The organism is Achromobacter sp. JCM 18799 (assembly GCF_055395645.1).
In genome coordinates, this window is sequence record NZ_AP043866.1 from 4,563,058 (window position 1) to 4,576,424 (window position 13,367).

Here is a 13,367-nt window from a genome sequence, read left to right on the forward strand (position 1 = left end):
TCCTGGCGAGGTCCATTTGGCGCGGCTCTTGATGCGTCACCGAATTAACTATCAATGACAGTCCATATTAAAAATAGGGGACATACCCTATTTATTCCTATTGCACCCTACTCCTGTCGGGGGTATTGTCCGTCTCCTGCACTGCAACATTACGACGCAGGCCCACTGCGGAGCGCGCCATGCCCCAAATTACCCCGATCGACTCCTGTCCCCCGCCCAAGGCGACCCCCATCGATGCCAGCCGCATCGGGCTGCCTTCCGCCCAGGGCCTGTACAACCCCAAGAACGAGCATGACGCCTGCGGCGTCGGTTTCGTCGCCCACATCAAGGGCAAGAAAAGCCACGCCATCATCCAGCAGGGTCTGAAGATCCTGGAAAACCTGGACCACCGCGGCGCGGTCGGCGCTGACAAGCTGATGGGCGACGGCGCCGGCATCCTGATCCAGATTCCCGACGCGCTCTATCGCGACGAGCTCGGCCATCAAGGCATCACGCTGCCGCCTCCCGGCGAGTACGGCGTGGCCATGGTGTTCCTGCCCAAGGAAACGGCCTCGCGCCTGGCCTGCGAACAGGAGCTGGAACGCTCCGTGCGCGCCGAAGGCCAGGTCGTCCTGGGCTGGCGCGACGTGCCGGTGGACGTCGACATGCCCATGTCGCCCGCCGTGCGCGCCTGCGAACCCGTGATCCGCCAGCTGTTCATCGGCCGCGGCGCCGACGTGATGGTGCCGGACGCGCTGGAGCGCAAGCTGTACGTGATCCGCAAGACCGCCAGCCACGCCATCCAGAACATGCATCTGGCGCACGGCAAGGAATACTTCGTGCCCTCGGCCTCGGTGCGCACCGTGGTCTACAAGGGCCTGCTGCTGGCCGACCAGGTCGGCCGCTACTACCGCGACCTGGCCGACCCGCGCACGGTGTCGGCCCTGGCGCTGGTGCACCAGCGCTTCTCGACCAACACGTTCCCCGCCTGGCCGCTGGCCCACCCGTACCGCATGATTGCCCACAACGGCGAAATCAACACGGTCAAGGGCAACTTCAACTGGCTGCGCGCGCGCGAAGGCATGATGCAGTCGGCCGTGCTGGGCGACGACCTGAAGAAGCTGTACCCCATCGTCTACGAAGGCCAGTCGGACACCGCCACGTTCGACAACTGCCTGGAACTGCTGGTGAATTCGGGCTACTCGCTGGCCCACGCCATGATGATGATGATCCCGGAAGCCTGGGAGCAGCACACGCAGATGGATGAAAGCCGCCGCGCTTTCTACGAGTACCACGCCGCCATGATGGAACCGTGGGACGGCCCCGCCGCGGTTGCGTTCACCGATGGCCGCCAGATCGGCGCCACGCTGGATCGCAACGGCCTGCGCCCGGCCCGCTACCTGGTCACCGATGACGACATGGTCATCCTGGCTTCCGAAGCCGGCACCCTGTCCATCCCCGAGAACCGCATCGTCAAGAAGTGGCGCCTGCAACCGGGCAAGATGTTCCTGATCGACCTGGAACAGGGCCGCATCATCGACGACGCCGAGATCAAGCTGCAGCTGGCCAACAGCCGGCCGTACCGCCAGTGGATCGAACGTCTGCAGATCAAGCTGGAATCGCTGCCGGCCCCGCGCCAGGCCGCCGTCGCCACGCAGTCGCAGGTGTCGCTGCTGGACCGCCAGCAGGCCTTCGGCTGGACCCAGGAAGACTACAAGTTCATCCTGGAACCGATGGCCACGACGGGCGAGGAAGTCATCGGATCGATGGGCAACGACGCGCCGCTGGCCGTGCTGTCCGATCGCGCCAAGCCGTTCTACAACTACTTCCGCCAATTGTTCGCGCAGGTCACGAACCCGCCGATCGACCCCATCCGCGAACAGCTGGTGATGTCGCTGGTGTCCTTCATCGGCCCCAAGCCGAACCTGCTGGACATCAACAACGTCAACCCGCCGCTGCGCCTGGAAGTGTCGCAACCGGTGCTGGACTTCGCCGCCATGGCGCAGATCCGCGACATCGAGCAGGTCACGGGCAAGAAGTTCCGCAGCTTCGAGCTGGACATCACCTATCCCGCCGCCTGGGGCCCCGAGGGCATCGAAGCCCGCGTGGCCGCGCTGTGCGCGCGCGCCGTGGACGCGGTGCGCAGCGGCTACAACATCCTGATCGTGTCCGACCGCCTGGTCGACAGCGAGCGCGTGGCCATCCCCGCGCTGCTGGCGACGTCCGCGGTCCACCAGCACCTGATCCGCGCCGGCCTGCGCACCAATACCGGCCTGGTCGTGGAAACCGGCTCGGCGCGCGAAGTGCACCATTTCGCGCTGCTGGGCGGCTACGGCGCGGAAGCCATCCACCCCTACCTGGCGCTGGAATCGCTGGGCAAGATGAACGACCCCGAAAAGGCGGTCAAGAACTTCATCAAGGCCATCGGCAAGGGCCTGAACAAGGTCATGTCCAAGATGGGCATTTCCACCTACATGTCCTATACCGGCGCGCAGATCTTCGAAGCCGTGGGCCTGCAGACCGCGCTGGTGAACAAGTACTTCACCGGCACCGCCTCCAACATCGAAGGCATCGGCATTTTCCAGGTGGCCGAGGAAGCGCTGCGCCAGCACCGCGCCGCCTTCAGCACCGATCCGGTACTGGCCAACGACCTGGACGCGGGCGGCGAATACGCCTATCGCGTACGCGGCGAAGAGCACATGTGGACGCCGGATTCCATCGCCAAGCTGCAGCACGCTTCGCGCGCCAACAACTACCGCACGTACAAGGAGTACGCGCAGATCATCAACGACCAGAGCCGCCGCCACATGACGCTGCGCGGCCTGTTCGAGTTCCGCTTCGATCCGTCGCGCGCGATTCCGCTGGACGACGTCGAATCCGCCAAGGACATCGTCAAGCGTTTCGCCACCGGCGCCATGTCGCTGGGCTCGATCTCCACCGAAGCGCACTCGGTGCTGGCCGTGGCCATGAACCGCATCGGCGGCAAGTCCAACACCGGCGAAGGCGGCGAGGACGAACTGCGCTACCGCGCCGAAATGCGCGAAGGCAAGAGCACCATCAAGGACGGCGACACGCTGGCCTCGGTGCTGGGCTCGGACCGCATCGAAGCGGACGTCGAACTGAAGAAGGGCGATTCGCTGCGTTCGAAGATCAAGCAGGTGGCCTCGGGCCGTTTCGGCGTGACCGCCGAATACCTGTCGTCGGCCGACCAGATCCAGATCAAGATGGCGCAAGGCGCCAAGCCCGGCGAAGGCGGCCAGCTGCCCGGCCACAAGGTGTCGGAATACATCGCCAAGCTGCGCTACTCGGTGCCGGGCGTGGGCCTGATCTCGCCCCCTCCGCACCATGACATCTATTCCATCGAAGACCTGGCCCAGCTGATCCACGACCTGAAGAACGTGAATTCCAAGGCCTCGGTATCGGTCAAGCTGGTGTCGGAAGTCGGCGTGGGCACGGTGGCCGCGGGCGTGGCCAAGGCCAAGGCCGACCATGTCGTGATCGCCGGCCATGACGGCGGCACGGGCGCCTCCCCGGTGTCGTCCATCAAGCACGTGGGCACGCCCTGGGAACTGGGCCTGGCCGAGACGCAGCAGACGCTGGTGCTCAACCGCCTGCGCAGCCGCATCCGCGTGCAGGCCGACGGCCAGATGAAGACCGGCCGCGACGTCGTCATCGGCGCGCTCCTGGGCGCCGACGAGTTCGGCTTCGCGACCGCGCCGCTGGTCGTGGAAGGCTGCATCATGATGCGCAAGTGCCACCTGAACACCTGCCCGGTGGGCGTGGCCACGCAAGACCCGGTCTTGCGCAAGAAATTCCAGGGCAAGCCCGAGCACGTCGTGAACTTCTTCTTCTTCATCGCCGAGGAAGTCCGCGAAATCATGGCCCAGCTGGGCATCCGCAAGTTCGACGACCTGATCGGCCGCGCCGATCTGCTGGACATGCGTTCGGGCGTGGAGCACTGGAAGGCCCAGGGCCTGGACTTCGCCCGCGTGTTCCATCAAACGCAATCCGACGCCGACGTGCGCCAGACCGAAGAGCAGGACCACGGCCTGGCCGGCGCGCTGGACCACCAGTTGATCGAGCGCAGCAAGCCCGCGCTGGAACGCGGCGAGAAGGTCTCGTTCATCGTCCCCGTGCGCAACCGCAACCGCACCATCGGCGCCATGCTGTCGGGCGCGGTGGCCGCGCGCTATGGCCATGACGGCCTGCCGGACGACACCATCCACATCCAGTGCAACGGCACGGCCGGCCAAAGCTTCGGCGCGTTCCTGGCCCACGGCATCACGATGGACCTGGTGGGCGAAGGCAACGACTACGTCGGCAAGGGCCTGTCGGGCGGCCGCATCATCGTGCGCTCGCCCAACGACTTCCGCGGCTTCGGCCCCGACCACATCATCGCCGGCAACACCGTGCTGTACGGCGCGCTGGCGGGCGAGGCGTTCTTCAACGGCGTGGCCGGCGAGCGTTTCGCGGTGCGCAACTCGGGCGCGGCCACCGTCGTGGAAGGCACCGGCGACCACGGCTGCGAATACATGACCGGCGGCACCGTCGTCGTACTGGGTGCCACGGGCCGCAACTTCGCGGCAGGCATGTCGGGCGGCGTGGCCTACGTGTGGGATCCGGAACGCACGCTCAAGCAGCGCGCCAACCTGTCCATGGTCGAACTGGAAAGCATCGTGCCGCACGCGGAACAGCTTGCCCAGAACAACATCGACGTCTGGCACAGCGCGCAGCGCGGCGGTGAACGCGAAACGGACGAAACCATCCTGCGCCGCCTGGTGGAAGACCACTTCCGCTACACCGGCAGCTTCCGCGCCCGCGAAATCCTGGGCGACTGGGAAGCCTCGCGCGGCAAATTCGTGAAAATCATGCCGACGGACTACCGCCGCGCATTGGGTGAAATGTGGCGTGCAGCCAACCCGCAACAACTGGCTGCGTGAGGGATACCATGGGAAAGATTACCGGCTTTATGGAATTTCAGCGTCTGCAGGAGGCCTCCGAGGCCCCGCAGAAGCGGCTGAAGAACTGGCGCGAATTCGTGCTGCACCTGAGCGACGACCAGGCCAAGCAGCAGGCGGCGCGCTGCATGGACTGCGGCATCCCGTTCTGCAACAACGGCTGCCCCGTCAACAACATCATCCCGGACTGGAATGACCTGGTGTACCGGCAGGACTGGAAGCGCGCGCTGGACGTCCTGCACTCCACCAACAACTTCCCCGAGTTCACCGGCCGCATCTGCCCGGCGCCGTGCGAAGCTGCCTGTACCTTGAACATCAACAGCGACGCTGTCGGCATCAAGTCCATCGAGCACGCCATCATCGACAAGGGCTGGGCCGAAGGCTGGGTGTCGCCGCAGGTGCCGGCGCGCAAGACCGGCAAGAAGGTTGCCGTGGTGGGCTCCGGCCCCGCCGGCATGGCGTGCGCGCAGCAACTGGCCCGCGCCGGCCATTCGGTGACGCTGTTCGAAAAGAGCGACCGCATCGGCGGCCTGCTGCGCTACGGCATCCCCGACTTCAAGCTTGAAAAGCACCAGATCGACCGCCGCATCTCGCAGATGGAAGCCGAGGGTGTGGAATTCGCGCCGTCGACCTACATCGGCAATCCCAGCGACCCCGTGGCCGACGGCCTGACGGTGCGCACGCCGGAATCGCTGCTGGCCGAGTTCGACGCGGTAGTGATGAGCGGCGGTTCGGAAACCCCGCGCGACCTGCCGGTGCCCGGCCGCGAGCTGTCGGGCGTGTACTTCGCCATGGACTTCCTGCGCCAGCAGAACAAGGCGGTGGCGGGCGACCGGCTCACCAACCAGACGCTGGCCAAGGGCAAGCACGTGGTGGTGATCGGCGGCGGCGACACGGGTTCCGACTGCGTCGGCACCAGCAACCGCCACGGCGCAGCCTCGGTCACGCAATTCGAGCTGATGCCCCAGCCGCCGGAAAGCGAAAACAAGACCATGACCTGGCCGTACTGGCCGTTGAAAATGCGCACCTCCTCTTCGCACGAAGAGGGCTGCGAGCGCGACTGGTCCGTGACCACCAAGCTGCTCCAGGGCAGCAACGGCAAGGTCGAAAAGCTGATCGGCGCGCGCGTCGAATGGTTCAAGGACGAAGCCACCGGCCAAATGAAGATGCGCGAAGTCGAAGGCTCTGAATTCGAGATCAAGGCCGACCTGGTGCTGCTGGCCATGGGCTTCGTGTCGCCCGTGCAGACGGTGCTGGACGCCTTCGGCGTGGACCGCGATGCGCGCGGCAACGTGCGCGCCAATACCGACGACTACCGCACCAACGTCGAGAAGGTCTTCACCGCCGGCGACATGCGCCGCGGCCAGTCCCTGGTGGTCTGGGCCATCCGCGAAGGCCGCCAGTGCGCGCGCTCGGTGGACGCCTACCTCATGGGCAGCAGCGAACTGCCGCGCTGATCGCCACGATCAGGCTCAACCGGATCGCCGCCGAGCGCATTGCGCCGGCGGCGATTTTTTTTGCCTGCCCTCCGGCCTGTTGCAACATAACCACTTTCCGATTGCGGTCTTTTCACGATTTGACACACATCAAGCGGGCCGGACGCCAGGTTTGAGAACCTGTCGTCTCACCCAATGGAAAGATCGGAGAAGAGAATGTTTTCGCTGAACGGCCGTATCCGCGCCACCGCCATCGCCGGCCTGCTCGCCGCTGGCACGCTCGCCGCCCCCGCGCACGCCCACGAAGCGGGCGACGTGCTGTTCAAGGTCGGCGTGACGCAGGTCCGCCCCTCGTCCAACAACGGCACCGTACTCAATGGCAGCGTCGGACTCGACGTGAGCAACAACGTGCGCCCGAGCTTCACGCTGACCTACATGGCCACGCGCAACATCGGTATCGAACTGCTGGGCGCCTGGCCCTTCCAGCATGACGTCAGCGGCAGCGGCCTGGGCAAGATCGGCTCGACCAAGCAATTGCCGCCGACGCTGAGCCTGCAATGGCACATCCTGCCCGACAGCATGATCCAGCCCTACATCGGCGTGGGCATCAACTACACCCACTTCTTCGACACCCAGGCCGAAGGCGCGCTGAAGGGCTCGGACCTGAAGCTGGGCGACTCCTGGGGCGTGGCCGCGCAGCTGGGCGCGGACTTCAAGATCAACGAGCGCTGGTTCATGAACGCGGACATCCGCTACATCGACATCCGCTCCAAGGTGAAGCTGGACGGCCAGCACATCGGTACCGCGCGCATCGATCCGTGGGTCGCGACGCTGGGCGTCGGCTACCGCTTCTAAGCGCAAAAGGGCCGCGCATCACGCGCGGCATGCCTCAGCCTTGCGGCGAATCGAGCTTGTGCCGCAGGGCCTGCAAGGCCGGCGTGTCGTCATCGGCGCGCCAGACCAGCTGAGTCAGGGCCCTGCCATGCGAGCCGGACAGGGCGCCGATGCGCACTGTGTGCTCCGCCCCCAGCACCGCCAGCACCGAACGCGGCACGATGGCCACGCCCGAACCCGCCGCCACACAGGCGACGATGGCGTGGTACGAGGCGAACTCCATCACCTTGCCCGGCGCGACGCCTTCCTGGTTCAGCCAGGACTCCAGGATGCGCCGATATGAGCATCCCGCCGCGAAGGCGATCACGCTGCGCTCTCCCAGATCCTTGGGGCTGTCGATCGGGTCCCAGGCCAAGGGCGAAATCAGCGCCAGTTCTTCCTTGAACGCATCCATCACCGCCAAGGCCTCGGCGGGAAAGGGCTGCGCCACGAACGCGGCCTCGATCTCGTAGTTGCGCACCTTGGCTGCCAACGCCCCCGACGTGCCGGTCACCAGTTCGATCCGCACTTGCGGCCAGGCCGCGTGATAGGCCGCCAGAATGGGCGGCAGGCGCGCGGCGGCCGTACTTTCCATGGTGCCGATGCGCAGCACGCCCTGCGGGGAACCGTCGCGTACCGCGGCCTGGGCTTCGTCAGCCAGGCGCAGCAGGCGGTCGGCATAGGACAACAACACCCGCCCCTGGTCCGACAGCACCAGCCGGCGATTCTGGCGCCGGAACAGCGGCGCCTCCAGCGAGGCCTCCAGCTGCTTCAGGCGCGTCGACACATTGGACTGCACGCGGTTCAGGTGGGCAGCGGCGCGCGCCACGCCGCCCTGATCGGCAACCGCCTTGAAGATCTGCAGCGCATCGAGGTCCAAGTTTCTCATTTTGAGAACTCGCTATCTTAATAATTCACTATTAATGATATTAGTACAGCCGTAGAGTAAGGGCCATGTCAACGCCCATTTACCCTTCCGCCTCGCGCGGCGCCGCCGCCCTGGCATGGCCCGCAGCGCTGGCCCTGGCCGCCGCCATGGGCATAGGCCGGTTCGCCTTCACGCCGGTCTGGCCCCTGATGGCGCAGGAGGCCGGGCTGTCGCTGGCGCAGGGCGGCTGGCTGGCCTCCGCCAATTACGTGGGCTATCTGCTGGGTGCGCTGGCGGCGGTCGCCTGGCCCATCCGCCGGTTGCGCGGCACGCTGGCGGCCAGCCTGCTTGCGGTGGCGCTGCTGACGCTGGCCATGCCGCTCTGGCACGGCATGGCAATGTGGTGCGCGCTGCGGCTGGCCGCAGGCTACGCCAGCGCCAGCGCCTTCATCTGCGTGGCGGCATGGCGGGCGGTGCCTGCGGGCGATCCGCGCGAAGCGGACGCGTCCGCCGTGACCTACGCAGGCGTGGGCGCGGGCATTGCGCTGACGGGGCTGGCCTGTCTGGCGCTGGCGGCCTGGGGCGCGCGCGCCGACACGGTCTGGATCGCGCTGGGCGGGCTGGCGCTGGCGCTGTCCGCAATCGCCTGGTCAGGGCTGCGCCGCCAAGCCACGCCAATGCCGGCGCGATCGGCCAGCGCGGCTCACGCCGCCCGGCTGCCGCGCGACATCCCTGCGCTGGCGCTGCACTATGGCGCGTTCGGCGTGGGCTACATCGTCCCAGCCACCTTCCTTCCGGCGATGGCCAAGGAAATCATTCCCGACCCGGCCATCTTCGGCTGGGCCTGGCCCCTGTTCGGCCTGGCCGCGGCGGTGTCCTGCCTGCTGGTGCCTCGCCTGGCGCGGGGCCGCGACAGCGTGCAAATCTGGCGCGCCGCCCAGGCTCTCATGGCGCTGGGCATGCTGGCCGTGGCCGTCTGGCACCACATCGCCGCCGTGATCGTGGCCGCTGTGCTGGTGGGCGGCACCTTCATGGTGATCACGCAGGCGGGCATGCTGGCCGCCAGGCGCTCGGCGGGTGCCTCCGCGCCGCGCGCGGCAGCCCTCATGACCGCGGCGTTCGCCGCCGGGCAGATCCTGGGACCGTTGCTGGCGTCCTGGGCCGCGCAGTGGAGCGTCGGCCTGCCGCAGGTGCTGGCGGCCAGCGCCGCGCTGCTGATGCTATCCGCGTGGCGCTTGGGAAAGATCACGACAGATGACAATGCCGCTGGGCATAATGCGATCGGCCCGCGGGCCCGTTCACACTAAAAAAACCAGGAGTCATCTGCATGAAATCGTTGCGTCCCCTTATTGTCGCCCTGGCAGCCGCCACCGCCTTCAGCGGCGCCGCCCAGGCCCAGACCACCGACTGGCCGGCCAAGCCCATCACCATGATCGTGCCCTACGCGCCGGGCGGCTTCGCCGACACCCGCGTGCGCCTCCTGGCCCGCAAGCTGGGCGACTCGCTGGGCCAGCCTATCGTGGTCGAGAACAAGGCGGGCGCGGGCGGCGTGGTCGGCACCAACCTGATCGCGCGCGCCGCGCCCGACGGCTACACCATCGGCACGGGCAACCTGGCACCCATGGCGGTCAATCCGACGCTGATGAAGGACATGCCCTACGATCCGCAGAAGGATCTGGCCCCGATCATCCTGATCGAGAACAGCCCGCTGGTGCTGAGCGTGAACAACGAGCTGCCCGTGAAGACGCTGGCGGACCTGATCGCGCTGGCCAAGAAGCAGCCCGGCAAGCTGTCGTTCGGCTCGTCTGGCGTGGGCGGCGCGCACCACCTGTCCGGCGAAATGTTCCGCGAGCAGGCCAAGATCGACATCGTCCACGTCCCGTACAAGGGCGGCAGCCTGGCGGCGACCGACCTCATGGGCGGGCATATCTCGATGATGTTCGAAATGGGCTATTCCGCGCTGCCCGCGATCCAGGGCGCCAAGATCCACCCCATCGCGGTCACCTCCGCCAAGCGCCTGGCCGTGCTGCCCGACGTGCCGACCATGGCCGAATCCGGTCTGCCGGGCTTCGAGTCCTATAACTGGCAGGGCATCGTCGCCCCCGCCGGCACGCCCGCGCCCATCATCGCCAAGCTCAATGCCGAGTTCAACCGCATCCTGAAGGAACCGGACGTGCAAAAGGCCATCGCCGACACCGGCAGCCAGGCCGGCGGCGGCACGCCCGAGGAATTCGGCGCCTTCATCAAGAGCGAAACCGAGAAGTGGGCCCACGTCATCAAGGCTGGGAACATCCAGCTTCAGTAACCTTCCAGGAGAAATTCCATGGCTACCCGTCTGATTGATCTGCTCAAGCTGCACCATCCCATCGTCCAGGCCCCCATGGCCGGCGGCGCCACGACGGTAGAGCTGGTTTCCGAGGCATCGAAGGCGGGAGTCCTGGGGTCGCTCGGGGCGGCCTACATGAGTCCCGAGCAGATCGAGGCGGCGGCGCGCGACATCCGCGCGCGCACGCCGCTGCCGTTCGCCATCAATCTGTTCGCATCGGTGCCGGAAGAACCCATGCGCGGCGACGCCGACCGCATGCTGGCGCTGATGGCGCGCTACCACCAGCAGCTGGGCCTTCCGGCTCCCGCCGAGCCCGGCCCGCAGGCCGACCCGCTGCCGCAACAGATCGAGGCCATCCTGCGGGTACGGCCGGCCGTCTTCAGCTTCACCTTCGGCCGCATGCCGGCCGCGGCCATCGCGCGCTGCCGCGAGCTGGGCATCCTGACCGTGGGTACCGCCACCACCGTGCGCGAGGCGGTCGCGCTGGAACAGGACGGCGTGGACGCCATCGTGGCGCAGGGCGCCGAGGCCGGCGGCCACCGCGGCACCTTCCTGGGCGGCTTCGAGGAATCGTTGATCGGCACCATGGCGCTGGTGCCACAGGTCGCCGACGCAGTATCCGTCCCTGTTATTGCGTCCGGCGGCATCATGGACGGCCGCGGCATCGCCGCCGCGCTGGCCCTGGGCGCCGATCTGGCACAAATGGGGACGGCCTTTCTGACCACCACGGAATCCGGCATCAATGAAGCCTACAAGGCGCTGCTGCCTGCCTCCCGCGCGGAGCAATCGCGCGTGACCCGGGCGTTCTCGGGACGGCCCGCCCGCGGCATCGAAAACGCCTTCATGCGCGAGGCCGACGCCATCGCGGCCGACATCCTGCCGTACCCCCTGCAGAACGCGCTGACGCGCCCCATGCGCACGGCGGGAGGCAAGGCCGGCAACACCGATGTGCTGTCCCTGTGGGCCGGCCAGGGCGCGCCGCTCGCGCGGCGCGAGAGCACCGCCGACCTGGTCGCGCGGCTGGTCCGGGAGACCGCGGCGGCACAGGCGCGGCGCTAAGCATATTGTTCCCTGAACCGAAAACACTGTTCCACGCGCGGGCTATCGCGTTGTGATTACAAAGCGTCGGGCTACAATGGCGCCTCGCCGCCGGGAGCCCAGGCCTAGTCTCGCCCCCGGCATATGAGTAACAGGGCGCTTCCCGACGCCGCCTGTCTTCGCCGCGCCGGCTATGAATTTTGCCGGTTGCATCGACCGGACAGCAGGGCAAGCTCCGCCGCCGAAACACCCTTTCGTTGCCCATGCCCGCTCAAACCAGCAAGACCCCGGACTTCGCCCTGCGCCTGGAAGGTGTGGCGCTAGGCTATGGTGATTTCACCGTCTTGCGCGACATTTCCATGGACGTACGCGCCGGCCAGGTCGTCGCCATCATGGGCGGCTCCGGTTCGGGCAAGACCACGCTGTTGCGCGCGGCCACCGGCCAGCTCACCGCGCAGCGGGGCCGGGTGCTGGCCTTCGGCCAGGACATGGCCCATGTCAGCCGCACCGAACTGCAATCGCTGCGCAAGCGCATGGGCGTCCTATTTCAGCAGGGCGCGCTTTTCACCGACCTGAACGTGTTCGAGAACGTGGCCTTCCCGCTGCGCGAACACACCAAACTAACGGAACCCGAAGTCACCGAGCGCGTGCTGGATAAGCTCGACGCCGTCGGCCTGCGCGCAGCCGCGCACCTGAAAGTGGCGGAAATCTCCGGCGGCATGGCCCGGCGCGTGGCGCTGGCCCGCGCCGTGGTGCTGGAGCCCGAACTCATTTTGTACGACGAACCGTTTGCGGGGCTGGACCCGATCTCGCTGGGCATCACCGCCCGCCTGATCCGCAACCTGGCCGACCGGCTCGGCTGCGCCTCGGTGCTGATCACGCACGACGTGCATGAATCGTTCGCCATCGCGGACCAGGTGTACCTGGTCGGGCAGGGCAAGCTTGCCGCCGCCGGCACGCCGGAAATGCTGTCGGCCTCGCAAGACCCCTACGTGCAGCAGTTCCTCAAAGGGGAGCCCGACGGCCCCGTCGCGTTCCAGTATCCCGAAACGCCCGCTTTCAAGAAGTGGCTTTCGCAACAGGAGGGCCGCCGCGCATGAGCGGATCCAACAACGCCATCGGCGCGCTGGGCGGCTGGGTACGCACCCGCGTTTCCGGCATCGGCTACTTCACCCGGTTCTTCGGCGCCATGCTGGCGCGCAGCGGCATTGCGCTGTCGCGTCCGCGGCTGGTGTCGCAGCAGGTCCATTTCATCGGCAACTACTCGCTGCTCATCATTGCCGTCTCCGGCATGTTCGTGGGCTTCGTGCTGGGGCTGCAGGGTTATTACACGCTGAACCGCTACGGTTCGGAAGAAGCGCTGGGCCTGCTGGTGGCCCTGTCGCTGGTGCGGGAACTGGGGCCCGTGGTCACGGCGCTGCTGTTCGCCGGCCGCGCGGGCACCTCGCTCACCGCGGAAATCGGCCTGATGAAAGCCGGCGAGCAACTCGCGGCCATGGAAGTCATGGCCGTCGACCCCATACGCCGCGTGCTGGTGCCGCGCCTGTGGGGCGGCATCATCGCCATGCCCATCCTGGCGGCGGTGTTCTCCATGGTGGGCATCCTGGGCGGCTGGGTCGTGGGCGTGCTTCTGATCGGCGTGGACGCCGGCGCGTTCTGGTCGCAGATGCAAAACGGCGTCGACGTCTGGAAAGACGTGGCCAACGGCGTCATCAAGAGCCTGGTCTTCGGCGTCACGGTGACGCTGGTCGCGCTCTACGAGGGTTGGCAGGCCAAGCCCACCCCGGAAGGCGTTGCCCGCGCGACCACTCGCACCGTGGTGGTGGGCTCCCTGGCGGTACTTGGGCTGGACTTCCTGCTCACCGCCTTGATGTTTGGAAATTGATACG

The 13,367-nt window shown here is 67.0% G+C and carries 9 protein-coding genes; 8 read left to right on the top strand and 1 reads right to left on the bottom strand.

Annotated features, from left to right (window positions below; genetic code table 11):
• Nucleotides 1–179 precede the first annotated feature (179 nt).
• From ACZ5YA_RS21460 to ACZ5YA_RS21470, 3 genes are all read left to right on the top strand, one after another.
• Nucleotides 180–4,919 carry a glutamate synthase-related protein gene (locus ACZ5YA_RS21460; RefSeq protein ID WP_059376846.1) on the top strand — a complete coding sequence of 1,580 codons (4,740 nt, stop codon included), beginning with the start codon at nt 180–182 and terminating at the stop codon, nt 4,917–4,919.
• A gap of 8 nt (nt 4,920–4,927) precedes the next feature.
• A complete protein-coding gene (locus tag ACZ5YA_RS21465) occupies nt 4,928–6,394 on the top strand; it encodes a glutamate synthase subunit beta (RefSeq protein ID WP_054455468.1) in 1,467 nt (488 codons plus the stop codon).
• A 195-nt stretch (nt 6,395–6,589) separates the two neighbouring features.
• Nucleotides 6,590–7,228, top strand: coding sequence for an OmpW/AlkL family protein (locus tag ACZ5YA_RS21470; protein ID WP_059376841.1), 639 nt, complete (start codon nt 6,590–6,592; stop codon nt 7,226–7,228).
• 34 nt (nt 7,229–7,262) lie between these two features.
• On the opposite strand, the gene ACZ5YA_RS21475 is transcribed toward ACZ5YA_RS21470, so the two are convergent.
• Nucleotides 7,263–8,135, bottom strand: a complete 873-nt coding sequence (locus tag ACZ5YA_RS21475) for a LysR family transcriptional regulator (protein ID WP_464091211.1) — start codon at nt 8,133–8,135, stop codon at nt 7,263–7,265.
• Between the two features lie 65 nt (nt 8,136–8,200).
• Here ACZ5YA_RS21475 and ACZ5YA_RS21480 point away from each other — a divergent pair, with 65 nt between their 5' ends.
• The 5 genes from ACZ5YA_RS21480 (at nt 8,201) to mlaE (ending at nt 13,363) form a co-directional block, all read left to right on the top strand.
• On the top strand, nt 8,201–9,421 hold the full coding sequence (locus ACZ5YA_RS21480; RefSeq protein ID WP_464091212.1) for a YbfB/YjiJ family MFS transporter: 1,221 nt from the start codon (nt 8,201–8,203) through the stop codon (nt 9,419–9,421).
• Nucleotides 9,422–9,441: 20 nt separating this feature from the next.
• The gene (locus ACZ5YA_RS21485) at nt 9,442–10,419 is read left to right on the top strand and encodes a Bug family tripartite tricarboxylate transporter substrate binding protein (RefSeq protein WP_059376832.1); all 978 of its coding nucleotides are present in this window, start codon (nt 9,442–9,444) and stop codon (nt 10,417–10,419) included.
• A gap of 18 nt (nt 10,420–10,437) precedes the next feature.
• Nucleotides 10,438–11,499: an NAD(P)H-dependent flavin oxidoreductase gene (locus ACZ5YA_RS21490; protein ID WP_464091213.1), complete on the top strand. Its 1,062-nt coding sequence runs from the start codon at nt 10,438–10,440 to the stop codon at nt 11,497–11,499.
• A gap of 242 nt (nt 11,500–11,741) precedes the next feature.
• The gene (locus ACZ5YA_RS21495; protein WP_059376827.1) at nt 11,742–12,578 is read left to right on the top strand and encodes an ABC transporter ATP-binding protein; all 837 of its coding nucleotides are present in this window, start codon (nt 11,742–11,744) and stop codon (nt 12,576–12,578) included.
• Entirely contained in the window at nt 12,575–13,363 is a 789-nt protein-coding gene (mlaE, locus tag ACZ5YA_RS21500) for a lipid asymmetry maintenance ABC transporter permease subunit MlaE (RefSeq protein ID WP_013390959.1), read from the top strand. Before ACZ5YA_RS21495 ends, mlaE begins: the two co-directional genes overlap by 4 nt.
• Nucleotides 13,364–13,367: the final 4 nt, after the last annotated feature.

Coding starts and splice junctions, on each gene's coding strand:
- ACZ5YA_RS21460 (WP_059376846.1), top strand. CDS start 180: ATGCCCCAAATTACCCCGATCGACTCCTGTCCCCCGCCCAAGGCGACC.
- ACZ5YA_RS21465 (WP_054455468.1), top strand. CDS start 4,928: ATGGGAAAGATTACCGGCTTTATGGAATTTCAGCGTCTGCAGGAGGCC.
- ACZ5YA_RS21470 (WP_059376841.1), top strand. CDS start 6,590: ATGTTTTCGCTGAACGGCCGTATCCGCGCCACCGCCATCGCCGGCCTG.
- ACZ5YA_RS21475 (WP_464091211.1), bottom strand. CDS start 8,135: ATGAGAAACTTGGACCTCGATGCGCTGCAGATCTTCAAGGCGGTTGCC.
- ACZ5YA_RS21480 (WP_464091212.1), top strand. CDS start 8,201: ATGTCAACGCCCATTTACCCTTCCGCCTCGCGCGGCGCCGCCGCCCTG.
- ACZ5YA_RS21485 (WP_059376832.1), top strand. CDS start 9,442: ATGAAATCGTTGCGTCCCCTTATTGTCGCCCTGGCAGCCGCCACCGCC.
- ACZ5YA_RS21490 (WP_464091213.1), top strand. CDS start 10,438: ATGGCTACCCGTCTGATTGATCTGCTCAAGCTGCACCATCCCATCGTC.
- ACZ5YA_RS21495 (WP_059376827.1), top strand. CDS start 11,742: ATGCCCGCTCAAACCAGCAAGACCCCGGACTTCGCCCTGCGCCTGGAA.
- mlaE (WP_013390959.1), top strand. CDS start 12,575: ATGAGCGGATCCAACAACGCCATCGGCGCGCTGGGCGGCTGGGTACGC.